Raw genomic sequence first — 24,466 nt, 5'->3', positions numbered from 1 at the left:
TGAATGATCATCTTACAGTGTGACAGCAGAAAGAAAAGCGGGTTCTTTTATGCTTTTTTGTAGCACAGCTAACATTCAGGCAAAAAAGCTTAAAATCCACCATTAAGCACTTAATTATTAACGATAAACATAAATCAAGTAAGAGTGTAAAATGAAAGAAAATTTAACACTCTTACCACAAATATTTCGTAAAAAGATCACAATTGAGATTTAATATTTTAACAACGGCTTAGATGGCCAATTTTAAGAAAAACAGGACAATTTCATGCGTCTCTTAGCACTTACCAGTTTTATCCTTGCATCTACCTTGGCCACAGGCGCATTTGCAGCTCCGGCTGAATCGCTGAATTACAATGTTGTGAATCTTTCAGCAGAGGCCAGTCGTGAAATCTCAAATGATGAAATGCATGCCGTGCTTTATATTGAAAAATCCAACAAACAGCCAGCTGAATTGGCTACACAAATTAACCAGCTAATGAATCAGGCCATTACCACAGCGCGCAAATATCCAACTGTGAAAATCGAGACGGGCGCACAAAGCACTTACCCTATTTATGACAATGATAACCGCAAATTGAAAGAATGGCGTGGACGTGCCCAGATTCGTCTGGAATCGAAAGATTTTAAAGCGGCGTCTCAACTGATTGCTGAATTACAACAGCACTTCCAGACCCAGTCAATTAACTTCAAAGTTTCAGACGAAAAGCGCAAAAAAGTTGAAAATGAGCTGATGATTGAAGCCTCTAAAAACTTCCAGCAACGCGCACAGGCCCTGACTCAAGCTTGGAACAAACCGAGTTATCAACTGGTAAACTTAAATCTGAATACCAATAACTATTCACCACAACCTGTACCGCGTATGGCCATGATGAAAGCTGCATCGGCGGATATGGCTGTTCCAGAGCAGGAAGTTGCTGCGGGTGAATCGCAAATGACGGTGAGTGCCAATGGTGCGATTCAGTTTAAATAAGATTTCATCATATTATTCGGATTTTTAAGAACCACCCTTTTGGGTGGTTTTCTATCATTTGAATATTCTTTAATAATCAAGGCTACAAATTCATACAAACTCAGGTAGGAATTGAGGTTTGACCGGTTTAGAGTAACGGACATTTGTACCAATCCTCTCTGCTCATGTCTCTTGACCAACTGAATCTTTACCTGTTTCATATCCTAAATGTACCTGAACACGCCTCGATCTGGATGATCCACTATGCCTCCCTGATTGCGCATGATCTGGTTTATCTCTTTCTGCTGATTTTTACTATTGCCTGGTTCCGTGGCAGTTATGAAGTAAAAACTGGCATTATCAGGGCATTTATTTTTACAGCAATTACCTTGTCGATCAGCGAGGTATTGTCTGCGATCCTGAATACCCCACGTCCGTTTGTAATAGATATTGGTCGCACCCTGATCGAACATGCACCTACAGGTTCTTTTCCCAGCAATCATATGAGTATTTTTAGTGGGATTGCCCTATCTTGTTATTTTTCATCACAACGTGATTTGGGAAGAATTCTAATCTGGACAGCTTGGCTAGTAGCTTGGTCACGTGTTTATGTCGGTGTGCATTTTCCGATGGATATGCTGGGTGCATTCCTGATTGCAATAACAGTAAATTTAGCTGGATTACCATTGTGGTGGAAATATCAGGATAAACTCATGCAGTTTATTTTAACTATTCATCAGTCACTGTTTGCGCCATTAATCCGGATGGGCTGGATTAAATAAATCGCATTAAGATGTCATAAAAAATCCCGCTCGAAAGCGGGATTTTTTATGATTGAAATTTAAATCTGAATGACTTAGTAGATCGCCATATGATTGCGGTGAATCATCTCGAGTGAACGCGCTTCACCTAAAACCTGATGCACTTTATCAGAAGCCAGACCACGTACAATATCTGCCGAACGCGAACTAAAGTTAACACGACCGACTGCAATTCGGTGACCTTGTGTATCCACACATTCCACCACATCACCGCGCTCAAAATGTCCTTCAACCGCTTTGACGCCGACAGGCAACAAGCTACGATGATTGTCTTTAATGGCCTTTACCGCACCATCATCAATCACCAAACGACCTGCCGTTTGCAGGTGTGCTGCCAACCATTGCTGATGCGCGGTCATCCGATCTTTGTCAGTCACAAACAAGGTTCCTAACAATTCACCAGACATCAGACGAGATAGCACAGCATCACTATCACCGCTTGCAATTAAGGTCGGACAACCGGACTTTGCCGCCAGTCGTGCAGCACGAACTTTGGTCAGCATGCCGCCGCGACCAAATTTACCACCACCACCGGCCATATCAAACAGGCTCTCATCCATCGCACGTACCGTATGGAACAGTTTGGCATCTGGATTCGAGCGTGGATCTGAGTCAAACATACCTTCCTGATCCGTTAAGATAATCAGAAGATCGGCATGCACCTGACCTGCCACCATGGCAGCCAGCGTGTCGTTATCACCAAAGCGGATTTCATCGGTAGAAACGGTATCATTTTCATTAATCACTGGAATCACGCGCCAGTCAATCAGGTTCTGCAAAGCATCACATGAATTGAGATAGCGGCGACGATCTGCCAGATCATCATGGGTCAACAATACCTGCGCCGTTCGAATCTGGTGTTTCTCCAGTACGCTTGACCAGGTATGAATCAGGCCCATCTGACCAATGGCAGCACAAGCCTGAAGACTGGGTAGATCGGTGGGTCGATTCTCAAGTTTCATTCGCACCATACCTTCAGCCACAGCACCGGAAGACACCAGAATAATCTCGTGTCCTGCATTGTGTAGATCTGCGATTTGTCCCGCCCAGTGCGAGATGGCATCTAAATCTAAACCTTGTCCGTTTGCTGTGAGTAAAGATGATCCGATTTTAACAACGATTCGTTTACAACCCTTGAGCTGACGCTGCCCATCTACCACTTCTATCATCTTGTCCTCAGACTCTTCTCTCAGAGATTAGCGTACGTAGTACACTTCCACATCACTATCATCATCGCCATCTTCATCATCTTCGTCGTCGCCCAGAATACCGGCAAGACGTTGCTGACGACGCATCTCACGATACGCTTCTTTTGCAGCGATGGTTTGTTCACGTGTTTCAGCTTCAAGCTGATCACGGAATGCTTTCATTTCTGCTGCATATTCTTGATCTTCAGCTTCGCGTTCACGCTGCTCTTCGATCTGATCCATCAGGTAGTAAACCACGTCTTTGGTACCTTCAGCGGTTAAGCCAGAAGTTTCAAAAACCGGGCCTTCCCACTGCAATTCTTCAAGAATATGAGTACACCATTCTTCACGTGTTTCTTCAGCCAATTGGTCGACTTTATTCAGCACCAATACGATCGGCAGTTTTGAAAGTGTTGGGGAGAAATTTTCTAACTCTTTCAAAATTGCTTTGGCATTATGCGCCGGATCTGAACCATCAATCGGTTGTACATCAACGATGTGTAACAAGATACGGGTACGTGCCAGATGCTTCAGGAAGCGAATCCCCAGACCTGCACCTTCAGATGCGCCTTCAATCAGACCCGGAATATCGGCCATCACGAATGAACGGTGACTGTCGGCATCGACCACACCCAGGTTTGGCACCATGGTGGTAAATGGATAATCTGCCACTTTTGGTTTTGCCGCCGATACTGCACGAATGAAGGTTGATTTACCCGCATTTGGCATACCCAGCAAGCCCACATCTGCCAGAACTTTAAGCTCCAGACGGATTTCACGGAATTCGCCTTTTTGACCATGCGTACACTTACGTGGTGAACGGTTGGTCGATGATTTAAAGTGCGTATTTCCTAAACCACCGTCACCGCCTGCTGCCACTTTCACGCGTTGACCATCTTCGATCAAATCGCCAATAATGTCGCCAGACTCAACATCTACAATTGTTGTTCCGACTGGAACTTTTAATACGGTGTCTTCACCGCCACGACCAGCACAGTTCGCCCCACGGCCATTTTTTGCTCGTTCTGCACGGAATTTACGTGTATAACGATAATCAACTAGCGTACTGGTGTTGTCGTCAGCCTGTATATAAATACTGCCACCACGACCACCATCACCACCATCTGGACCACCAAATGGCACGAATTTTTCACGGCGAAAACTGGCTACGCCATTGCCACCGTCGCCAGCCTCTACGGTAATGACTGCTTCATCAACAAAGCGCATATTGCCAATCCTCTAAAAACTTTAAAACCCCATATTCTGCCATATTTTAAAGAATTTCTCGACTATATTTATATGCTATTCCATGAAGATCGCTTATTTAATCCTGTCATGTTATTGAACAGCCATTAATTTTTGATAAGTTTCAAAACTAAGCTCTATGCTTTTGTTTTAATATACTTTTTAATGATCACTTGATTGTTTTTAATTATTTCTGCTTTGTCGTGCAACTGCCTATAGTGTAGGCAATGTTAAAAGAGTCGGGCCTATGAGCAATTCAGAAAGGAAATCTGTCAGTCCATTGTCATCACAATTTGTATTATTGATGGCAATGGCATGTGGCTTATGTGCAGGCTCTGCCTATTTTAACCAGCCTCTGATCTATTCAATCGAGAAAAGTCTGGGCATTAGTACCAGTCAGGCCGGTTTTGCCGTGGTGATTGCACAGATTGGTTATGTCCTCGGCTTAATGCTTTTGGTTCCTTTGGGAGACTTTCTGAATAAACGCAAACTGATCGTTAACCTGATGGTCTTTGCAGCCATTTCGCAGATATTGCTTTCATTCAGTACGACTTTATCAATGTTATATCTGTTTACCTTGTGTGCCACCTTTGGCGCAATCTCGGCGCAGATCTTAATTCCTTTTGCATCGACCATTAGCCCACCTGAATCCAGCGCTGCTACAGTGGGTAAGCTGATGAGTGGGTTGGTGATGGGAATTATTCTGTCACGTACCTTTGCCGGCTTTGTTTCCACTTACTGGTCTTGGGAAGGTGTGTATTTATCCAGCGGTGTGATCACCTTGCTCTTTGCAGCACTCATGTGGAAAAAACTACCCGATACTCAAGCTCAGGCAGGCTTAACTATTGGTGACATTTACCGCTCTTTGTTTAGCCTTGCAGGTCAGAATCCACATTTAATCCGGCGTGCCTGTGCGGGTGCCTTGGGTTTTGGAATTTTATCGATGATCTTTACCTCGATGACTTTTGTATTAGGCAATGCACCTTATTATTTCACCGATTTCGAAATTGGGTTATTTGGCTTACTGGGCGTGATCGGGATTTATTCATCAAGCTGGTCAGGCAAAACCGTAGGACAAGGTAGAGAAAATCTGGTCGCCAAGCTATGCATTGTCCTGATGTTCGGCTCTACACTGCCCTTATATTTTGCCCAGCACAATATTGTAATCTATGCGATTGGTGTGCTGATGGCCTACTTTGGTCTGACAGCCTTCCATGTTTTGAATCAGAATCTGGTTTATCGGATTGATCTTAAATCGCGTTCACGTATTAATGCAGTCTATATGACGATTTACTTTAGTGGTGCCGCTTTAGGTTCGCTTGGTGCAGTCTATGCCTGGGAGCAGTTTGAATGGATCGGTTGCGTGATCCTTGGCTTTATTTTCTCGATTGGAATTTTACTGATTGATCGCTTGGATTTTAAGAAAATGCAAAATGCTTGATTCACAAAGGAATAAATCGATCGGTTTATTCCTTTTGTTATTCAGCTATTATGAAATATTATTTTTACTAAATCATTATTAATTTGTTTAAGTATCTGTGTAGCCCCAACTGAATATATAGGCTATTCATTTGAATACTCACACCATTTTTCCAAATCCTCCTCTTCATCAATAGCTTCCATTACTTGCAATAGATCATAATGCACTCTCTCAAATCGTAGAGTTTTTTCCACTAATTCATACTTATTTAACTCTCTAAGAAAATCAAAATATAGAATTAATATTGGATAAATATCCTCAAAATAATTTTCAAGTTCTTTCGTAACCATTGCTGTATCTTTTCGCTTTGGCCATGTTAAGGAATAGTTTTCTAGAACTCTGCAATAATGAATAAATTTTTTATATATCTCATTACTATACTCTGCAATTGTTTCAGCACTTTTTTGCTCTCACCAACTCGTATATGTCATCAACACGGCAATCGGTGCAAATATCCCTGCTGACCAAAGCAAGAGATTGGTCGCTAAAGCAATATCAACATCTAAAAGTTTGAAGATTGCATAAATCGCAATGCATAAAACTAAAATGATTGCATACACTGCCAGTAAAGTAGCCAACAGATTTTCTGACTTTTTCATCTCTTGCTACCCCAAAAGCAATTTAGCTTCTATTTGGCAACACGTTGTTTATTTTCCAAAATTTCCGGTAAACCACGTTCAATCCAGTGAATCATTTGCATCACTTTATCCGCAGCTTGTGAACCGGTAATGGTCAACTGATATTCCACTTTTGGTGGCACAACCGGATAAACCGTTCTGAGCACAAAACCATCTTGTTCCAGCACTTTTAAAGTCTGGGAGAGCATCTTTTCACTCACCCCTTCAATCCGTTGTTTCAGTTCACTAAAACGATGCACACCTTCACTCAGGCAACGCAACACCAAGACCGACCATTTATTGGCAAGATGTTCCAATATTTCACGTGATGGACATTCAGTTGATAAAACCTGCCCTAGTAACGGACTAATTGCATAATTTGTCATAAATCTATCTCGGGATTTTATTACTTACTGATTTTAATATACTTACTCTTTGTAAGCTAACAGATTAATATTTCGTCAGCAAGCTGATTTACATTTCGTGATTGAATCGAATCCACCCGACTTCAATAAAAAATAAGTATAAAAAAAGAGCCTCCATAGAGACTCTTTTTTAAACTACATCAACAAATTATGCATTTGTTTCTGCAGGAACTTTAGGATAGCTTACGCCGCCCATTTGTTCAGCAATACGTAATACCTGGCAGCTATAACCCACTTCGTTATCGTACCAAACATAAGCAGTTAAACGGTTGCCTGAAGTGATTGTTGCTTGCGCGTCAAATACACCTGCAGTGCGTGAACCAATAAAGTCAGAAGAGACCACTTCAGTCGAGTTGGTATAACCGATTTGACCTTGAAGGATCGAACCGATTGAAATCTGACGAATATATTCGTTTACTTCATCACGATCAACGTCTTGACCTAAAGTCAGGTTAAGAATTGCAAGTGATACATTTGGCGTAGGAACACGTACAGAATTACCTGTCAATTTACCTTGAAGTGCTGGCAGCGCTTTAGCAACTGCTTTCGCTGCGCCAGTTTCAGTAATAACCATGTTCAATGTTGCAGCACGGCCACGACGGTCCGCTTTATGGTAGTTATCGATCAAGTTCTGGTCGTTTGTGAACGAGTGAACTGTTTCAACATGACCATTTAACACGGTGTATTTATCATGCAATACTTTCAGTGTTGGAGTAATTGCGTTAGTCGTACAGCTTGCAGCAGAGATGATGCTATCTTCAGCAAGGATGTCCGCCTGGTTCACACCGTAAACCACATTCTTCATGTCACCTTTACCAGGTGCAGTCAAAATAACACGAGCAGCGCCCGGGCATTTCAGGTGTTGAGCAAGACCTTCAGCATCACGCCATTTACCAGTGTTGTCGATTACAAGTGCATTGTTAATACCATATGCTGTGTAATCCACTTCAGAAGGATTAGACGCATAGATCACTTTAATGAAGTTACCGTTTGCAATAATTGCTTCGTTTTCTTCATCTACAGAAATCGTGCCTGCAAATGGGCCATGAATCGAGTCACGACGCAGTAGAGATGCACGTTTTTCCAAATCACCATCAGATGATTTACGAACCACGATTGCTTTCAGGCTAAGACCGCGACCCAGACCTGATTGACCAATCATCAAACGTGCCAGGATACGACCGATACGACCGAAACCATAAAGAACTACGTCTTTATGTTCTACAGCAGCAGCATTACCTTCTAGAGATTTAACAGCGTCTGCAACAAATGCATCGATGTCGCCGCCTTTTTCTTTAAATTCAACAGCAAGTTTACCTAGATCAACTTCAGCAGAACCGATGTTCTCAACTTTCGCCAATGCTTCAAGAATTGGGAATGTATTTACAACCGAAAGTTCAACATCGAGTACGCGAGTACGGCGGTGTGCTTTCAAGATCTGAATCACAGAACGGTTAATTAAAGAGCGACCATAAACTGTAGCTACAATATTTTTTTCACGATATAACTGACCAACAAGGGCAATCATGCGTTCCGCAAGTTCTTCACGGTTTTTCCAGCGACCTTGGTGCTCTGCATGTAGGGCAACGATAGTGTCTTTGCTCACAGATACGTCCTCTAATTAATTGTAAATCTAGGCATAAATTTCAAAACCCCATAATTGTAATGGAATTGGAGGCAACTTTGAATCAAAAGCTCACCGAGACGAGTGGTTTTTAACGTATATTCACTATAAATCTAGGAAATAGTTGCAATTAGCTAAATGATTTTGCATTCAAAAATTTTAAAAACATGCGTTTTCCCGTACGGAGCAGAAATTTGTTAAATGTTGTTTATTCATTCGATCTCTTTTTAATTTTAAGAGTCTAGTCGATCCTGATAGTTTGCCAGATTTTTTTTAAGCGCTAATTGCTGTTTACGCTGCTTAAATAGATGCAGAATTCCTTCAATCACCAGCACCAATACGGCAAGCCAAATTGGAATATAAGTCAGCCACTCGCCAGCTTCGACACGCTCCCCCAAAGCCATCGAGGCAAAGGCCAACAGCACAGGTTCCAGATAACTCAACAATCCAAAGATCACAAAGGGTAAATATCGGCTGGCGAGAATATAGCTACCGAGTCCCAGTGCGCTCAAAAAACCCAATACCAATACTGCCCAGATTAAATGAGAATGATTTAACATGAGCTGCATCGAGTCGCTATAAATAAAACCCAGATAAAATGCAGCGGGCAAAATCAGAAATAGATCCCACCAGAATCCACCAAGATGATCGGTCGCAAATTTACGCCGCATAAAAAAATAAAGTGGATAAGCTAAAGCGACATAAACCGTTTCCCATGCGATTGAACCGATCCGCCAGATTTCATGTCCTACTCCCAACACTGCCAGAGCAACAGCAACCATCTGAAAGGATGATAATTTTTCTTTATAAAGCACACAGCCGACCAGCACCATCACCAGAGGCAGGAGAAAATAACCGAGTGAAACTTCGAGACCACGCCCATTAATGGGACCCCACAAAAACAGCCATAACTGCGTGGTACATAACAAGGAGCTGATCAGCAGCCAGATCAACAAGGCAGGTTGCTGCAAAACCCGCTTAAAGATACTGCTGATATGTTGCAGATCACCCGACCACCACATAAAGGCAGTTAAAAACGGAATCGTGGCCAGCATGCGCCAGGCAAAGGTCTGTTCACTATCTAAAGGCTGCAAGAAAGGCGTAAATACATAGAGCACCCCGAAAACCACCGAGGCCAATACAGATAACGCAATGCCTTTATACATAGTCAAACTCTACTTTCATTCGCCGGCATTATAACGATTAGTACACTAGAAAGCTTGATGCTTCATCTATTTAAAGTGAAATCACTACCCTACTTTGAAATATATTTTTGCTCATAAAAATAAAAAACCATGCCTAAGCATGGTTTCGATTAAGAAGATATTTCTATCTTTGCGTTTGTTTGGTATGAATCACATCACTCAGGTCATAACCCACAGACTGTGCATATTGCAAATATTCGTTTACAACATTTTTATCTAATTGCGGATTACGTGACAGTATCCACATGTATTTACGTTTAGGCTCACCGACCAGAACGGTTTGATAATTCTCATCCAGTTTTAAGACCCAATAATCGCCACGCCCGACCGGAATCCAGCGAATAAAGTCGGGCAGGAAACTGACTTTTAATTTGGTATTTTGCGGTGGATCTTGCACAAATGCCTCACCCAAGGATTGGGTTGGCTGACCATCTTTTTTAGTACAGCGGTTATCGACCACAATATTGCTATTTTCATTCAAGGTATAGGTTGCAGTGACATCACGATCACATTTATTTTGAAAAGACAAAGGCTTGCGCGCCACTTCATACCAAGTCCCCAAATAACGGTCCAGTTCAACTTTTTCAACGGTCGGTAATGGCTCATTTTGCGCATAGGCCATCGTCGCCGCGCCCAAACCAAGAAGAACCGCACTACCCACAGCAATTTTTGCCAGCTTCAATCCATTACCTGAAGAATTTTGAGTTGTCATAAAAATACCTATTATATGTTCACAAAATATTTATTTAAAAATTTTCTGTTCTTACAATAGCCTTATCCAAGCACATGATTTGTTACATTATGTTTGGTTTATGATTGACTTTAGGTCATCGAAATAAAACTTCATGTAAAAAAAATCAATCAAACATCTGGGCTTTTAAGCGCAAAATTTCATCACGCAGACGTGCAGCCTGCTCAAACTGTAACTCTTTAGAGGCTTTCAGCATTTCCTTTTCAAGCTTGTTAATATGCTTCGCAAACATTTTCGGGTCTGCCATGATATGTCGTTCATCTGCACTGATCGCGCGCGCCTGATCAGAAGCTTTCAATTCAATTGAATCATCATCCAATATTTCACCGGTATCGATTTCCTTGATTACCTGACGGACTGCGCTACGCGGAGTAATACCATGCTCTTCATTAAACTGAATCTGCTTGGCACGACGTCGATCTGTCTCATCAATGGCTTTTTGCATTGAGTCAGTTATTCGATCTGCATACAAAATCGCCCTCCCTTTCAGGTTACGCGCAGCACGCCCGATAGTCTGAATGAGAGAACGCTCAGAACGCAGGAAACCTTCTTTATCGGCATCCAGAATCGCAACCAGCGACACTTCCGGCATATCCAGACCTTCACGCAGCAGGTTAATCCCGACCAGCACATCGTGTACGCCAGTACGCAGCTCATGAATGATCTTGACGCGCTCAACAGTATCGATATCCGAGTGTAAATAAGCGACCTTAATCCCGTACTCTTTCAAATAAGAGGTCAGGTCTTCTGCCATGCGCTTGGTCAAGGTAGTGACCAATACCCGCTCATTGATATCTTTGCGCAGATTAATTTCTGAAAGTACATCATCGACTTGCGTCAGTACCGGACGAATTTCAATTTCAGGATCGATCAGACCGGTCGGACGCACCACCTGCTCGACAATCTGCTGCGATTTTTCCAGTTCATAACGTGCTGGCGTTGCGCTGACATAAACGGTGGTCGGGACAATGCGTTCCCATTCTTCAAATTTCATCGGGCGGTTATCTAGCGCGCTTGGCAAACGGAAGCCGTAATTCACCAGATTTTCTTTGCGCGAACGGTCGCCTTTATACATGGCACCAATTTGTGGCACAGTCACATGCGATTCATCAATAATCAGCAAGGCATCATCGGGAATATAATCGAACAAGGTTGGCGGCGCCTCGCCTGAAGGACGTCCAGACAAATGCCGCGAGTAGTTTTCGATGCCATTGGTATAGCCCAACTGCTGCATCATTTCCAGATCATAACGGGTACGCTGTTCAATCCGCTGCGCTTCCAGCAATTTGTCATTTTCACGAAAGAACACCAGTCGTTCTTTGAGTTCTTCCCGAATGGTTTCAATCGCGCGGGATAAATTGTCTTTGGGCGTGACATAGTGACTTTTGGGATAAATCGTTACACGTGGTACTTTGCGCACCATTTTCCCAGTCAAGGGATCAAACCAGCGAATCGAGTCGACTTCATCATCAAACAGTTCAATCCGGATGGCATCCTGATCCGATTCTGCCGGAAAAATATCGATAATTTCGCCACGAATACGATAAGTACCGCGCAGGAATTCCAGTTCATTACGCGAATACTGCATTTCGACCAGACGGCGGATAATATCATCACGACCAATGCGGTCGCCTTCCACCACATGCAGCAACATGCTCATATAGGCATTCGGATCACCCAAACCATAAATTGCAGAAACTGATGCGACAATAATTGCATCACGACGTTCTAATAATGATCGGGTCGCGGAAAGACGCATCTGGTCAATATGGTCATTAATTGCGGCATCTTTCTCGATAAAAGTATCTGAAGATGGCACATAAGCTTCCGGCTGATAATAATCATAATAACTGACAAAATACTCGACGGCGTTATTCGGAAAAAATGCTTTAAATTCGCCATAAAGCTGTGCAGCCAGCGTTTTGTTATGTGCCATGACAATGGTCGGACGCTGGGTCTGTGCAATCACATTGGCCATGGTATAAGTCTTACCCGACCCGGTAACGCCCAGTAAAAGCTGATCATGAAAGCCCTGTTCAATACCCTTGACCAGCTTTTCAATGGCCTGTGGCTGATCACCTGCGGGTTGATAACTGGTTACTAATTCAAAGGGTTGCTTATCAGTCACAGCTACATGTCTCAACTCGAATGCGGATCAGGAATTTTAGCAGATTTCAGACTTGCCGGAGCAGATTCCATAGCCAAAATACCGAAATCCAACAGATGATGACAGTCGAGAAATATGTTGAGAATTCTCATATTTAGTCAGTCTTTCAACATTCAGGCCATCCCTGCTTTTTACTTGACCCCAACCCCGATCAAAGGCAACATGAAGATCAGGATGGCCTCGAATAGACAATTATGACTTACCACTATCACGATGAAAGTATTGTTAAATCCCTTCCGGAAAATACCGTGTTTGTTTTTGGCAGCAATCTGGCGGGGCAGCATGGCGCAGGTGCAGCAAGAACAGCGCTTGAGCATTTTGGTGCAGTCATGGGCGTCGGTCGTGGCTGGTCGGGTCAAAGCTATGCGATTCCTACCATGAACGAGCATTTGCAACAAATGCCGCTGTCACAAATCCAGCACTATATTGATGACTTCAAGATTTACACCAAAAACCATTCTAAAAATAAATATTTTATTACGTCTTTAGGATGCGGGATCGCAGGTTATAAAGTCGAAGAAATTGCACCGATGTTTAAAGGTATTTCACGCAATGTCATTTTCCCGCAATCTTTTCGCCCTTTTGTGGAAAAGCCTCTACCCAAATTAAGCGCAAACTTCTTACATACGATTTTTCGCGATTCAGTCATTTTAAATCCTGCGACTGATGAGCTGATTGAAGAATTGCCATTGACCGAAAATGAAAAAAGTCTGGCGAGGATTATTTTAAATACCCAGATCTATCCGACCGACAGCAATGGGCGGGAACGGGTCTTCGAAATTGAAGATATCCTGCATAATCTAAATACCAAACTGGTCGATTTTCAGAGTCATTCGGAAGGTGCCATGCTGTTTGGGGGTGTAATTTTAGCGCTACTTGAGCTGTATAATATTAATGAAAAAGACTTTATTGATGTCTGGCAAGAACAGCGAGAAATTGCCCCACCAAAACCGGAAAATAAAGCACGTAAAAGCATTCGCTAATAACTTATCTCTCTAAAAGCCAATTTCTGAATTGGCTTTTTTTATGGACATAAGATATGCAAGATCAATAGATCAACTAATTATTTTATTCTGCTTAGCGATGAGCTTTTTGAGATGCTGCATGTATTCGATCAAGATCATGCAAATGAGAAATGAGAAATGAGAAATGAGAAATGAGAAAAATCTGGCCAGGGTTTTATCTGCTCGAGAAATAAGGAAATAGATGAAATATTAATTGCTGAATATCTAAAAATTTACACAAAAAAAGCCATGACTCATCATAGCTTTTTGAGTTCGACCAATTAACGTTTACCCATTGAACGACGCGTACCGCGTGGCGGCATCCAGGTACGGTCAGCATAACGCTGCGGTCTTGGTCTTAAATCTTCCAGAACTTCTTCCGCAGCATTTTGCTCCGCTTGTTTGATCGGGAAAGGTAAATTAACCAGAGGCTTTTTTTTGGGAGGTGTTTGGGTGCTCATATGATTCACTCAATAATATATGCGCCTATTGTACAAAAAAACTCAAGCAACTGGGTAGCAGGATCTTGGATAAATTCTGTTAGTGCTATTTGGAGCTCAAGCACGGAAAGCAAAAAATCAATTCATTCCTAAACGACTTGCTGCAAAAATCGGCCTCATTCAGGAACAAAAACCTATATTGAGGACTTAAAAAATCAAAATTTTGCTGAGATAAAAACCAGATTTTTCTCTACTTAAACTAACTGTCTACATTTTAAAAGACTTATTTTACAGATGTTTCTTTGTTAACAGCTCAAACCTTGAATACAAAAAACACACAAAAGCTACCAATCTTAACCGATGGTTAACCTTTGATCTATTGTTCTATAACTGAATTTTTTAATGAAGTTCACATAATTAGTGAACTAGAAAAACGAATAAATACACTGGACATGGAGTTCCAAATCAATGAAAACAATGCTGGCATGTATGGCAGGCCTTGTCACTTTACCTATGGTCGCCCACGCAGATTCGCCTTATTTTAGTCTACAGGATGGAGATGGCTTTAAACGCTTTTCTGTGTCTGTGGGTGCACTACATGTGATGCCACAAGGTAAGGCCCAAGCTTTTGCAGTCAATACTGCGGTCAAAAATGGTGAAGTAAGTGATGTCGGGGCAGTCAAGTCAAGTACTGTACGCGACAATATTCGTGAAGGTTATAAAATCCCGCCTTTACTCGATTTAGCTTTAAACCTACCCGAAATCTCGGCTCCCCTCAGTGGGCAAGCCACCATTCAAGGTTTAGAACAATGGAATAATCCAGGGACTGGTCTGGAAGCCGATGATGTCACGACTTTAGGCATCATGACCAATTACTATTTTACTGATCATATTTCCTTTGAAGTGAAAGCTGGTATTCCACCCAAAGTGGATTTACAAGGCAGTGGTAAAATCTATGCCCCATTTTCGGCCATCGCAACCCCCCTGGGGGGTGCCTTAGGCAACCTTGAATTGGCCAATGATCTTCTGATTACAGACTTGGAAGCCTATGGCCCTGCTGCCTCGGCCCGTGCCTGGACACCTGCCGTTGAATTCCAGTATCACTTTGGTAAAACCGGAGTGAATAAATTTCGTCCTTATGTCGGCTTAGGTGTGATGTATGCCTATTTTAATGAACTGGAAATCAACTCGCGTACCGAGCAGGACCTGATTGCTGCTGGACATATGATTGCCAATATTAAACAAGGCAATGCTGGTGCTTCCCTTGAAGGTAAGCTAAGTGAAGCCGATCCTAAAGTAAAACTTGAAGCCTCAGATGTCTTTGCCCCTGTCGCTACGGTTGGCTTCAGTTATGACTTTAATGATACCTGGTTTGCGGTCGGCTCAGTCTCCTACGCACATCTGAAAAATGATACAACCATTACCGTCACTGATAGTACGTTGGGCGAACTGATTCGTTCCAAGGCAGATATTGAGATTAATCCGATTCTGGCCTATGCAGGTATTGGCATGCGTTTCTAAGTTCAATATCAGGTTTCAGAAAAACGGCTTCGGCCGTTTTTTTAGGCTTAAAATATTGATAAAAAAAATTTATCTTTCGATCAATTTTTATTTTATCGCCTCCTTTACCTGAATCGAATACTATAAGCGCTGACTTTATCTGCCTGCCTGCCCTATGTCCGATACTCCATTTTCCAAAGCGCTTATTTTTATGCTGATTGGCTCCGCTATCATTCTGGCATTGTCATTGGGCGTACGTCATGCATTTGGTCTTTATCTGGTGCCGATGAGTGATGAATTTGGTTGGGGACATAATGTTTTTAGCTTGGCGATTGCCATGCAAAACCTGATCTGGGGAGCAGTACAACCCATTACTGGAGCCTTCGCAGATAAATATGGCAGCAAGATTGTCGTTGCCGTAGGTGGGGCACTCTATGCCGTGGGCTTGCTACTCATGGCGATCAGTTCTACTGGACTGCTGTTAAATCTGAGTGTGGGCCTGATTTTAGGTCTGGCCCTGTCTGCAACATCTTTCCCGGTTTTACTGTCTGCTGTAGGACGTGCTGCACCACCAGAAAAACGCAGTCTGGCGATGGGTATTGCCAGTGCTGCCGGATCTTTTGGCCAGTTTATCATGCTGCCTTCGACCCTGTTGCTGTTACAGAATGTCGGTTGGTCAGGAGCATTGGTGGTCAGTGCGATTTTGATTGCCCTGATTGTACCACTGGCCTGGATGCTGAAAGCACCAATGTATATTCATCCAAATGCAGCATCTACACCCAATAAAGTGTCCCTCAGTTTTAAACAGATTCTGCTGGTAGTGAAAAATCATAAACCCTTCTGGTTTCTGTCTATGGGCTTTTTTGTCTGCGGTTTCCAGGTGGTATTTATTGGCATTCACCTGCCGGGTTATCTGATTGATCACGGTTTTAATGCCACCACAGGGACTATTTTTCTGGCATTGGTGGGTCTATTTAATGTGGTCGGCACCTATACTGCAGGCTGGCTCGGGGGTAAATATTCCAAACCGCATTTGTTGATGGGTCTCTATGGCTTACGCGGGATCGCAATTACTGCCTTTCTCATGCTGCCACTGAGCACATGGACAGTCTATGCCTTTGGTGTCATTATGGGATTACTCTGGCTATCGACCGTTCCGCTCACCAACGGCATTGTGGCGAATATGTTCGGGGTGAAATACCTGACCATGCTCAGCGGTATCGTGTTTTTTACCCATCAGGTCGGCTCGTTTTTCGGTGGTTATCTTGGTGGAGTCAATCATGACTTGAGTGGTAATTATAATGCTGTCTGGATGCTGTCGATTGCCTTAAGCATTTTTGGCGTATTGGTACATTTCTGGGTCAATGAGGAGCAAATTGTGCATGACTGATTCTATGCTCATACTCAAAATCTCGATTGCTGTGGCGCTCTTGCTTTTATTTGCTCTGTCGGTGGCATTATGGATCCAGACACCGCAGCTGTTTGAATACTTTAATCAGGCCTTTTGTGCGCATTAAACTGCTGAAATTTACTCAGCTAAATAAACACAATTCACAGCACAATACCTTAAATGATTCATAATCAATAGAATAATAAAAACACAAGGTTATTTATAAACTTTCGATCATTACTTTTTTAATTTTGTTTCAATCGGCAATTTTCTTAGATGCTCATGAACAAGAAAATTCCGAGACTTTACATTCCAGTCGTCCTTTTCCAGTCGATCAGCACCATTTACTCAAACGGATCAGTCTTGCCGGTAGTCGCCTGTATTAATGAGAAACATCATAATAAAAAAAGGACGATCCAGCCTTCCAGAATAATTAGATCAGCGAGGTATACACTTTCAGCATTGAGGAACTAACCACCTCAATGGTGTTTTATTTTTGGGATATTGCCAGTTCTGCTCGAGTGAATTTTATTTTTCAAGCTTGATGAATATAAGATTCTTTCGTATATCCTTTTACATAACCAAGTTATTCTTTACTTTTTCTCACCTAATTAACCTAGTGTGTTTTCCTTTTTCTGCTTAGCGTATTCAGTCATAAATATGTTTATCGCCTTAAGGAGAAAAAGATGAATACCCGTCATTTGTCAGATTGTGTTCAAACCTGTATGAGCTGCTCCCTCACCTGTATTGCTTGTGCAGCTGCCTGCTTAAAAGAAGAACATGTAGAAATAATGCGTGAATGCATCCAGCGTTGTCTGGATTGTGCCGATATTTGTCAGCTCTGCGCGCGTATGGAGCAGAAGCAATCGCCTTTTATGCAGGAAATCTGCGAGCTGTGTGCCAAGGCTTGTGATTATTGCGCAGAGGAATGCAGTCAGCACCAACATGAACATTGTCAGCAATGTGCAGAAGCCTGTCGCCGTTGTGCAGAAGAATGCCGAAAAATGGCTGCTTAAAAACCAAGTTAATCAACTTTATCTTCATCCGAATTGAATTGGTCAATGCTTTATCTTCTAGCTGATTTAAAGCATTTAAAACAAAAAACCCGCAAGCCTTCACTTACGGGTTTTTTAAATCCAAGGCAAACATCTCGCTTAGAATAAACGATTCATACCATTGAGTGTCGCTACACGGTAGGCTTCCGCCATGGTCGGATAGTTAAACGTGGTTTCCACAAAATACTTGATCGTATTGTTTGGACTGTTCATCACCGCCTGACCAATGTGGATAATTTCAGATGCATTATTACCGAAGCAATGTACACCCAAAACTTCCAGCGTTTCACGATGGAACAAAATCTTTAATTCGCCCATAGTGTCACCGGTAATTTGCGCACGCGCCAAATGACGGAACGAGGCCTGACCGACTTCATACGGAATTTTTTCTTCAGTCAACTGCTGTTCAGTTTTACCAATCGAAGAAATCTCGGGAATGGTATAGATTCCGGTTGGAATATCAGTGACGGGGGCAACATCTGGCTCACCGCTCATATTGGCACCCGCGCAACGACCTTGGTCATAAGCAGCAGATGCAAGCGACGGCCAACCGATTACATCACCGGCAGCATAGATATTTTCAACTTCAGTCTGATATTGATCATTTACCGTCAACTGACCACGGCTGTTTGGTTTCAGGCCGACATTTTCCAGCCCCAAACCATCGGTATTGCCTGAACGGCCGTTACACCACAAAATTGCATCGGCTTTAATTTTTTTGCCGCTTTGCGTGTGCATCACCACGTGATCATCAAATGTTTCCAGGAAGTCGATCTGTTCATTGTGACGAATCAGCACACCTTGCTCACGCAAGTGATAAGACAGCGCATCGGAAATTTCATCATCCAGATAGCTTAACAGTTTGTGCTGGGTATTGATCAAATCAACTTTATGCCCAAGACCAATGAAAATCGATGCATATTCACAGCCAATTACACCTGCGCCATAAATAATGATTTTCTGGATAGAAAAGTCCAGATCCAGAATTTTATCTGAATCAAATACACGTGGATGATTAAAATCAAGAATTTCTGGGCGATACGGACGCGAACCGCTAGCAATGACCAGTTGCTTAAACATCAAGGTTTCTTTAATGCCATCTGGACTAAATACAAAAATAGTATTTTGATCCTGAACATAGGCTCGACCATGATAGATATCGATCTTGTTACGGTCATAGAACCGTGAATGTGTATCTACTTGTTGTTGAATCACTTTATGCGCATGACGCAATACTTGCTTCATGGTGAACTGTTTCCAGTCCCCAACTTTCTGAAACAGTGGATCACGTTGATAACGGATAATACTGGATACCGTTTGACGCAATGCTTTACTTGGAATGGTACCCACATGGGTACAATTACCACCTAGCTGTTCACGCATCTCAACGATTGCAACACGCTTACCAGATTTGGCAAGTTTCATTGCCGCGCCTTCGCCCGCAGGGCCCGAACCTAGAACTACCGCATCATATTTAACGAAAGTCCCACTAACGACCTCTTTTTTACGTGGCATTCAACGCTCCTCAAAATTAAAAAATTCACTTTAATCTACCTGCTTATTATGACGTAAATCCTGTTGATTTTGTGTATTTAACTCACATATATTGGTTGATGAGAACATTTTTTAAATGAATACCCCTTTTTGCCCTATTTATAGCTAAGTTCGTTATAATAAACGCGCTAGCTTTGATCATCTCCCCCTTCAAAAACAGTGGAAAAGTTGAATATGTCTGAAAACCGTAAACCTGAACAGGGTGTCAAACTTCGTGGCGCAGAGAAAGTCGCTCGTATTCCTGTAAAAGTGATCCCTACGGTTGAAACACCACGTAAGCCGGACTGGATTCGCGTAAAGATGGCAGCGCCGGAAGAAGTACAACGGATTAAAACAACGCTTCGCGAGCAAAAACTACATACTGTCTGTGAAGAAGCAGCCTGTCCAAACCTGCCTGAATGTTTTAGTGGCGGTACCGCAACCTTTATGATTATGGGTGATATCTGTACCCGTCGCTGTCCATTTTGCGATGTAGCACATGGTCGACCAAATGCATTGGATGCAGATGAACCGCGCCACATGGCCGAAACCATTGCTAATCTTGGGTTGAAATATGCCGTGATTACCTCTGTAGACCGTGATGACTTACTCGATGGTGGTGCGCAGCATTTTGTCGATTGTATTAAAGAAGCACGTGCTTTAAGTCCAAAAACTTTGCTTGAAATTCTGGTACCGGACTTCCGTGGCCGTATGGATATTGCACTGCGCATCATGACCGAATGTCCACCCGATGTGTTTAATCATAATATTGAAACAGTGCCGCGTTTATATAAAGCGATGCGTCCAGGTTCTGATTATCAGCACTCTTTAAACCTGTTAAAAATGTTTAAAGAATATTGCCCGAATATTCCAACCAAATGTGGCCTGATGGTCGGTATTGGTGAGACTGAAGAAGAAGTGCTTGCCTTACTTGACGATTTACATGCACACGGCGTGGACTATGTGACGATTGGTCAGTATCTACAGCCTTCTAAAGAACATGCAGCGATTGATCGCTTTGTGACCCCTGAAGAATTCGAACGTTATACCGAACATGGCCAAAAACTGGGCTTCCGCAATATCTGGGCAGCACCCATGGTTCGTTCAAGCTACTTTGCCGATCGTCAATACTACGGCGAACCGGTTCCAGCAGTGCGTCGTAAAACTGACCCTGCCAAGAAAATTGCTGTTCAGGCCATTGAAGCTTAGTCCTGTTTAAACCAATGAAATAAAAGCCCTCTCAAGTAGAGTAATGCCAGTCAGTTAAGCAATTGACTGGCATTTTATTTTTTAAATTCAGTATTATATTTGATAGATAGCAAAGTTATCCGCAACTGTTTGAAGCATGAGGTATATTGCACGGCAATATTAAAAAAATGATGGTTTCCATGACAAATTTACTAGTGGATGGTGGCTGACGAGTTTTGCGGTGAGGGATCACAAGATGCCTTCCTTGCGAAGTTTCGCTTCTCATTTGGGCGAAACCAAAGTAACAAATGATTTACAAATATTTGATTTAAAAAGTTAAGACTCCATCTTGAACGACCTTGAACGACTAAGCAGTTAAAGAGTCTATTTCTAAATTCTTTAACTGATCAGCTTTACTCTCCAGTAGAGGGCTTTTTAATATCCATATTAAAATTTTACTGAGCGTTAAACCCCATTTTTTATTTTAGATAAAGATTAAGTCATTACTTATCTTCACATTTCTTTGCGCGTTCTCACTTGAAGATTGATCATTTTTCCAACAACCTCAAAATAGATGCAAGACTTAAACATATCGTTGCCATACTTAAAAAGATCATTCTCACAAATCCAATGCTAAACCTGTCTGATTCTCGAACGACTAAAAATGAATGAACGGTGGTGAAATATCCGAGAAATCCAGACAAAGCCAGTGTTGTATAAATCTGGAGAAATATAACAATGTCATTTATTTTCGCTGTGCTACTGCTATTACTGAGTTTATGGGCAGTTTTCTATTTTCAGCTCTCGCGTAGTGCAGGTGCAATCGTGCTGATGGTCGTGTCAGTGGTCTGTGCCTTTCTTAGTCCGTGGTCACTGATTCTTGGTATCCCGCTCATCCTGATCAGCCTCGTGGTGATAATCGACCCTTTGCGCATGTCGTTTATTTCCAGACCGGCCTATAAAGCACTGGCCAATGCCATGCCGAGCATCAGTCCGACAGAGCGTGAAGCACTCGACTCTGGAACCAGCTGGTGGGAAAAAGAACTGTTTATGGGTGCACCGAACTGGGAAACCTTTAATAGCTATCCTTATCCAAAACTCTCGCTAGAAGAACAGGCCTTTCTGGACAATGAAGTTGAAACCTTGTGCAGCATGCTGGATGAATGGGAAATTCACGAGCAGAAAGCGCTGCCTGATCATGTCTGGCAATATATTAAGGAGCATGGTTTTTTGGGCCTGATTATTCCCAAAGAATATGGTGGTCGCGCATTTAGTTCTTTTGCTCAAAGCCGGGTGATGAGCAAGATTTCCTCTCGCTCCCTCACCACGGCCGTGAGTTGCATGGTACCGAACTCTCTCGGCCCGGGTGAACTATTGCTGCATTATGGTACTGAGGAACAGAAAAACCGTTACCTGCCGGGCCTGGCGCGAGGTGAAGAAATTCCCTGTTTCGGCCTGACCAGTCCTGAAGCCGGCTCTGATGCAGGCGCTATTCCCGATACTGGCGTGGTCTGCTATGGCCAGTTTGAAGGTCAGGAAGTCCTAGGCTTGCGAATGAATTTTTCCAAACGCTGGATTACGCTGGCACCCATTGCAACCGTGGTAGGTCTGGCCTTTAAAATGTATGACCCGGATCATCTTTTGGGCGAACAGACTGAATATGGCATTACCTGTGCCCTGCTACCTGCCAGTCATGAAGGGGTCCAAGTAGGTCCTCGTCATAATCCCGGCCCACCATTCATGAATGGTACAGTTGAAGGTAAAGATGTATTTATTCCTCTGGACTGGATTATTGGTGGCGTAAAAAATGCCGGTAAGGGCTGGCGCATGCTGATGGAATGTCTGGCTGTGGGTCGTGGCATTTCCCTACCGGCACTGTCTACTTCTGCGGCAGAAATGACTTATTTAAATGTCGGGGCTTTTTCCCGAATCCGTCAACAATTTAAAATTTCAGTCGGCAAGTTTGAAGGTGTTCAGGAAGCCAATAGTGAAATTGCCAGTGATACCTATATGCTGGAAGCTTTCCGTTATCTGGTGACTTGTGGCCTTAATCAGGGCGGCAAGCCTGCTGTAATGACAGCGATTGCCAAATACTATGCCACAGAGGGAATGCGTAAGGTGGTGAATCACGGGATGGATGTGGTCGGTGGCCGCGCCATTCAGATGGGGCCACGTAATTTTCTGGCACCTTATTATCAGGCGATTCCAGTCTCCATTACCGTTGAAGGTGCAAATATTCTCAGTCGTTCCCTGATGATTTTCGGTCAGGGTTCAATGCGCTGTCATCCTTATCTCTATGAAGAATTACAACTCTTACAGGCTGAAGACCCGGCAGCAGCACTCAACCCTTTTGATCATTTGCTGTTTAAACATCTGGGTTATACCTTTAACCGTACCGCCCGTTCCTTTGCCTACGCATTTACGGGTGGTTCAAGTACAGCACCTCAAAGTGCAGTTGAGTTTACCCGACCTTATTACAAGGTCATTAACCGGCTGAGCGCCAACTTTGCCTTAACCGCAGACATGTGTCTGGGTTTGCTGGCAGGCGATATCAAACGCAAAGAAATGCTGTCCGGACGTCTCGCCGATATTCATGCTCACCTGTTTATTGCCTCCTCTATTCTGAAGTATTTTGAGCATAGCAAAAAGACTGAAGCTGAACGTTTGCATGCACAGCTTGCAATAGAAAAGTCACTCTATACAGCGCAGGAAGCATTTTATGATCTGTTTGCTAACTTCCCGGCCGGTGCAGCAGCAGGCATGGTCAAGCTGTTATGTTTCCCATTTGGCCGTCCCGTACACAAACCCTCAGACCAGCTTAAACAGCAGGTTGCAAATAGCATGATGGAAGATAACGCATTCCGTCAGGTATTGAAAAAGCATGTCTATTACAATACCCATGAAACTGATGTCACTGGACGCATGGAATCGACTTTCGCTTTGCTACTGGATATTGAACAGCTTTGGGATCGCTTTAAAAAAGCTGAAAACAAAGGTCAGTTTAAAGGTTTAAGCTTTGCCGAGCATGTGACAGATGCACAGCAACATGGCTTTATTAATGATAGAGAAGCAGAAAAACTGCTTCTCTATAATGCACGTCGTTATGACAGCATGCTCACAGATGTCTTTGATCTGCATTTACAGGAAGTATTGGAGTTGGAGAACCCCCATATTCGTAAAGCAGATGCGACAGGAACCGATACTTCTGTTCAAACCGATCCTTTACACTCAACTTCGCCTTAAATCAAACTTTGACCAAAGGTGTCATAAATTCCAAAGTGGGATCGTAGTTGAATATTTCACTTTAGAACCTTTCCAAGTGGCTTTTTAGCCACTTTTTTACGACTATGGCACGATGGTATTTCGCATAAAAAGCACTAAGCTAGAGCTATAAGAAAATTGAGGGTAAACCATGTCACAACAAGATTATGAAAATGGCCTGAAAGTGCGTACTGATGTCATGGGCGAAAGCTTTGTCAAACGTGCACAGGAAAATACCGTGCCTTTTACCCAGCCTCTACAAGACTGGATTAATGAACATGCCTGGGGTTCAACCTGGCAACGTGAAGGTGTATTGCCACGTAAATATCGTTCTTTAATTACCATTGCTTTCCTTACGGCTCAAAAAAGCCCCACTGAACTAAAAGGCCATGTTCGGGGCGCTCTTAACAACGGTGCGACGGTTGAGGAAATTCAGGAAGTGTTACTCCATAGCCTGCCATATTGCGGTGCACCAGCAACTCAGGAAGCATTTCGGGCGGCACTTGAAGTGATCCAGGAATATCAGGTGAATCAGGAATAATTTGGTTGCAGATGAAATTGAGCCGTTTTAGAAATAAGCTCAAAATTTAATTTTGCAGATGATTCATAAGTTACTTAGGCTAA

22 protein-coding genes and 1 pseudogene are annotated in these 24,466 nt (G+C 42.9%); 12 read left to right on the top strand and 11 right to left on the bottom strand.

From position 1 onward, the window contains the following. Positions 1 to 265 precede the first annotated feature (265 nt). Positions 266 to 970, top strand: a complete 705-nt coding sequence (locus tag FTU95_RS01300; RefSeq protein ID WP_005096452.1) for an SIMPL domain-containing protein — start codon at positions 266 to 268, stop codon at positions 968 to 970. Between the two features lie 164 nt (positions 971 to 1,134). Then, positions 1,135 to 1,731, top strand: a complete 597-nt coding sequence (locus FTU95_RS01295; RefSeq protein ID WP_005171704.1) for a phosphatase PAP2 family protein — start codon at positions 1,135 to 1,137, stop codon at positions 1,729 to 1,731. Positions 1,732 to 1,805: 74 nt separating this feature from the next. On the opposite strand, the gene proB is transcribed toward FTU95_RS01295, so the two are convergent. Beyond that, positions 1,806 to 2,939 carry a glutamate 5-kinase gene (gene proB, locus FTU95_RS01290; RefSeq protein WP_074383013.1) on the bottom strand — a complete coding sequence of 378 codons (1,134 nt, stop codon included), beginning with the start codon at positions 2,937 to 2,939 and terminating at the stop codon, positions 1,806 to 1,808. A gap of 27 nt (positions 2,940 to 2,966) precedes the next feature. Continuing rightward, positions 2,967 to 4,184 (bottom strand): Obg family GTPase CgtA, encoded by a 1,218-nt coding sequence (gene cgtA, locus FTU95_RS01285; RefSeq protein ID WP_180000441.1) that lies wholly within the window; start codon positions 4,182 to 4,184, stop codon positions 2,967 to 2,969. A gap of 265 nt (positions 4,185 to 4,449) precedes the next feature. Between cgtA and FTU95_RS01280 the strand changes: the two genes are divergently transcribed. After that, entirely contained in the window at positions 4,450 to 5,643 is a 1,194-nt protein-coding gene (locus tag FTU95_RS01280; protein WP_074383014.1) for an MFS transporter, read from the top strand. Positions 5,644 to 5,765: 122 nt separating this feature from the next. Here the strand turns inward: FTU95_RS01280 and FTU95_RS01275 are convergent, their stop codons facing one another. The 7 genes from FTU95_RS01275 to uvrB form a co-directional block, all read right to left on the bottom strand. Beyond that, positions 5,766 to 5,972, bottom strand: a complete 207-nt coding sequence (locus tag FTU95_RS01275) for a hypothetical protein (protein ID WP_180077293.1) — start codon at positions 5,970 to 5,972, stop codon at positions 5,766 to 5,768. Positions 5,973 to 6,092: 120 nt separating this feature from the next. Beyond that, positions 6,093 to 6,281: a hypothetical protein gene (locus tag FTU95_RS01270; protein ID WP_228730814.1), complete on the bottom strand. Its 189-nt coding sequence runs from the start codon at positions 6,279 to 6,281 to the stop codon at positions 6,093 to 6,095. A gap of 29 nt (positions 6,282 to 6,310) precedes the next feature. Further along, positions 6,311 to 6,685, bottom strand: coding sequence for a helix-turn-helix domain-containing protein (locus FTU95_RS01265; RefSeq protein WP_005171768.1), 375 nt, complete (start codon positions 6,683 to 6,685; stop codon positions 6,311 to 6,313). Between the two features lie 187 nt (positions 6,686 to 6,872). Further along, the gene (locus FTU95_RS01260; protein WP_005096443.1) at positions 6,873 to 8,330 is read right to left on the bottom strand and encodes a glyceraldehyde-3-phosphate dehydrogenase; all 1,458 of its coding nucleotides are present in this window, start codon (positions 8,328 to 8,330) and stop codon (positions 6,873 to 6,875) included. A 251-nt stretch (positions 8,331 to 8,581) separates the two neighbouring features. Then, positions 8,582 to 9,514, bottom strand: a complete 933-nt coding sequence (rarD, locus tag FTU95_RS01255; protein WP_180077291.1) for an EamA family transporter RarD — start codon at positions 9,512 to 9,514, stop codon at positions 8,582 to 8,584. Positions 9,515 to 9,677: 163 nt separating this feature from the next. Beyond that, positions 9,678 to 10,265 (bottom strand): lipocalin family protein, encoded by a 588-nt coding sequence (locus FTU95_RS01250; protein WP_180077289.1) that lies wholly within the window; start codon positions 10,263 to 10,265, stop codon positions 9,678 to 9,680. Positions 10,266 to 10,410: 145 nt separating this feature from the next. Beyond that, positions 10,411 to 12,432 (bottom strand): excinuclease ABC subunit UvrB, encoded by a 2,022-nt coding sequence (uvrB, locus tag FTU95_RS01245; protein ID WP_005096439.1) that lies wholly within the window; start codon positions 12,430 to 12,432, stop codon positions 10,411 to 10,413. Positions 12,433 to 12,665: 233 nt separating this feature from the next. On the opposite strand from uvrB, the gene FTU95_RS01240 reads away from it, so the two are divergent. After that, positions 12,666 to 13,454, top strand: coding sequence for a hypothetical protein (locus tag FTU95_RS01240; RefSeq protein WP_005171774.1), 789 nt, complete (start codon positions 12,666 to 12,668; stop codon positions 13,452 to 13,454). A gap of 302 nt (positions 13,455 to 13,756) precedes the next feature. Here FTU95_RS01240 and FTU95_RS01235 read toward each other — a convergent pair whose 3' ends face one another. Continuing rightward, positions 13,757 to 13,936: a hypothetical protein gene (locus FTU95_RS01235; protein WP_004646507.1), complete on the bottom strand. Its 180-nt coding sequence runs from the start codon at positions 13,934 to 13,936 to the stop codon at positions 13,757 to 13,759. A gap of 447 nt (positions 13,937 to 14,383) precedes the next feature. On the opposite strand from FTU95_RS01235, the gene FTU95_RS01230 reads away from it, so the two are divergent. From FTU95_RS01230 to FTU95_RS01220, 5 genes and pseudogenes are all read left to right on the top strand, one after another. Then, entirely contained in the window at positions 14,384 to 15,436 is a 1,053-nt protein-coding gene (locus FTU95_RS01230; protein WP_159138013.1) for an OmpW family protein, read from the top strand. 154 nt (positions 15,437 to 15,590) lie between these two features. Then, positions 15,591 to 16,805, top strand: a complete 1,215-nt coding sequence (locus FTU95_RS01225; protein ID WP_159515947.1) for an MFS transporter — start codon at positions 15,591 to 15,593, stop codon at positions 16,803 to 16,805. Continuing rightward, complete coding sequence (locus FTU95_RS14960; RefSeq protein WP_005096435.1) at positions 16,798 to 16,932, top strand: hypothetical protein; 135 nt, start codon at positions 16,798 to 16,800, stop codon at positions 16,930 to 16,932. The genes FTU95_RS01225 and FTU95_RS14960 overlap by 8 nt, the downstream gene beginning before the upstream one ends. A gap of 163 nt (positions 16,933 to 17,095) precedes the next feature. Continuing rightward, a pseudogene (locus FTU95_RS14955) lies at positions 17,096 to 17,191 on the top strand (TauD/TfdA family dioxygenase); the annotation flags it as partial. A 300-nt stretch (positions 17,192 to 17,491) separates the two neighbouring features. After that, positions 17,492 to 17,821 (top strand): four-helix bundle copper-binding protein, encoded by a 330-nt coding sequence (locus FTU95_RS01220; protein WP_180077287.1) that lies wholly within the window; start codon positions 17,492 to 17,494, stop codon positions 17,819 to 17,821. Between the two features lie 138 nt (positions 17,822 to 17,959). Here the strand turns inward: FTU95_RS01220 and sthA are convergent, their stop codons facing one another. Continuing rightward, a complete protein-coding gene (gene sthA, locus FTU95_RS01215; protein ID WP_005096431.1) occupies positions 17,960 to 19,375 on the bottom strand; it encodes a Si-specific NAD(P)(+) transhydrogenase in 1,416 nt (471 codons plus the stop codon). Between the two features lie 213 nt (positions 19,376 to 19,588). Between sthA and lipA the strand changes: the two genes are divergently transcribed. The 3 genes from lipA to FTU95_RS01200 all read left to right on the top strand — a co-directional run bounded on the left by lipA (position 19,589) and on the right by FTU95_RS01200 (position 24,383). Continuing rightward, positions 19,589 to 20,602: a lipoyl synthase gene (gene lipA / locus FTU95_RS01210; RefSeq protein WP_180077285.1), complete on the top strand. Its 1,014-nt coding sequence runs from the start codon at positions 19,589 to 19,591 to the stop codon at positions 20,600 to 20,602. Between the two features lie 717 nt (positions 20,603 to 21,319). Further along, entirely contained in the window at positions 21,320 to 23,824 is a 2,505-nt protein-coding gene (locus FTU95_RS01205; RefSeq protein ID WP_180077282.1) for an acyl-CoA dehydrogenase, read from the top strand. Positions 23,825 to 23,993: 169 nt separating this feature from the next. After that, positions 23,994 to 24,383 carry a carboxymuconolactone decarboxylase family protein gene (locus FTU95_RS01200; RefSeq protein ID WP_100357211.1) on the top strand — a complete coding sequence of 130 codons (390 nt, stop codon included), beginning with the start codon at positions 23,994 to 23,996 and terminating at the stop codon, positions 24,381 to 24,383. Positions 24,384 to 24,466 lie beyond the last annotated feature (83 nt).

The sequence above is a fragment of the Acinetobacter sp. YH12208 genome (assembly GCF_013418055.1).
GTDB lineage: Bacteria > Pseudomonadota > Gammaproteobacteria > Pseudomonadales > Moraxellaceae > Acinetobacter > Acinetobacter pseudolwoffii.
Note: the sequence above shows the minus strand (reverse complement) of the source record. Positions and strands in the feature narration are given on the sequence as shown.

Coding starts and splice junctions, on each gene's coding strand:
- FTU95_RS01300 (WP_005096452.1), top strand. CDS start 266: ATGCGTCTCTTAGCACTTACCAGTTTTATCCTTGCATCTACCTTGGCC.
- FTU95_RS01295 (WP_005171704.1), top strand. CDS start 1,135: ATGTCTCTTGACCAACTGAATCTTTACCTGTTTCATATCCTAAATGTA.
- proB (WP_074383013.1), bottom strand. CDS start 2,939: ATGATAGAAGTGGTAGATGGGCAGCGTCAGCTCAAGGGTTGTAAACGA.
- cgtA (WP_180000441.1), bottom strand. CDS start 4,184: ATGCGCTTTGTTGATGAAGCAGTCATTACCGTAGAGGCTGGCGACGGT.
- FTU95_RS01280 (WP_074383014.1), top strand. CDS start 4,450: ATGAGCAATTCAGAAAGGAAATCTGTCAGTCCATTGTCATCACAATTT.
- FTU95_RS01275 (WP_180077293.1), bottom strand. CDS start 5,972: ATGGTTACGAAAGAACTTGAAAATTATTTTGAGGATATTTATCCAATA.
- FTU95_RS01270 (WP_228730814.1), bottom strand. CDS start 6,281: ATGAAAAAGTCAGAAAATCTGTTGGCTACTTTACTGGCAGTGTATGCA.
- FTU95_RS01265 (WP_005171768.1), bottom strand. CDS start 6,685: ATGACAAATTATGCAATTAGTCCGTTACTAGGGCAGGTTTTATCAACT.
- rarD (WP_180077291.1), bottom strand. CDS start 9,514: ATGTATAAAGGCATTGCGTTATCTGTATTGGCCTCGGTGGTTTTCGGG.
- FTU95_RS01250 (WP_180077289.1), bottom strand. CDS start 10,265: ATGACAACTCAAAATTCTTCAGGTAATGGATTGAAGCTGGCAAAAATT.
- FTU95_RS01240 (WP_005171774.1), top strand. CDS start 12,666: ATGACTTACCACTATCACGATGAAAGTATTGTTAAATCCCTTCCGGAA.
- FTU95_RS01235 (WP_004646507.1), bottom strand. CDS start 13,936: ATGAGCACCCAAACACCTCCCAAAAAAAAGCCTCTGGTTAATTTACCT.
- FTU95_RS01230 (WP_159138013.1), top strand. CDS start 14,384: ATGAAAACAATGCTGGCATGTATGGCAGGCCTTGTCACTTTACCTATG.
- FTU95_RS01225 (WP_159515947.1), top strand. CDS start 15,591: ATGTCCGATACTCCATTTTCCAAAGCGCTTATTTTTATGCTGATTGGC.
- FTU95_RS14960 (WP_005096435.1), top strand. CDS start 16,798: ATGACTGATTCTATGCTCATACTCAAAATCTCGATTGCTGTGGCGCTC.
- FTU95_RS01220 (WP_180077287.1), top strand. CDS start 17,492: ATGAATACCCGTCATTTGTCAGATTGTGTTCAAACCTGTATGAGCTGC.
- sthA (WP_005096431.1), bottom strand. CDS start 19,375: ATGCCACGTAAAAAAGAGGTCGTTAGTGGGACTTTCGTTAAATATGAT.
- lipA (WP_180077285.1), top strand. CDS start 19,589: ATGTCTGAAAACCGTAAACCTGAACAGGGTGTCAAACTTCGTGGCGCA.
- FTU95_RS01205 (WP_180077282.1), top strand. CDS start 21,320: ATGTCATTTATTTTCGCTGTGCTACTGCTATTACTGAGTTTATGGGCA.
- FTU95_RS01200 (WP_100357211.1), top strand. CDS start 23,994: ATGTCACAACAAGATTATGAAAATGGCCTGAAAGTGCGTACTGATGTC.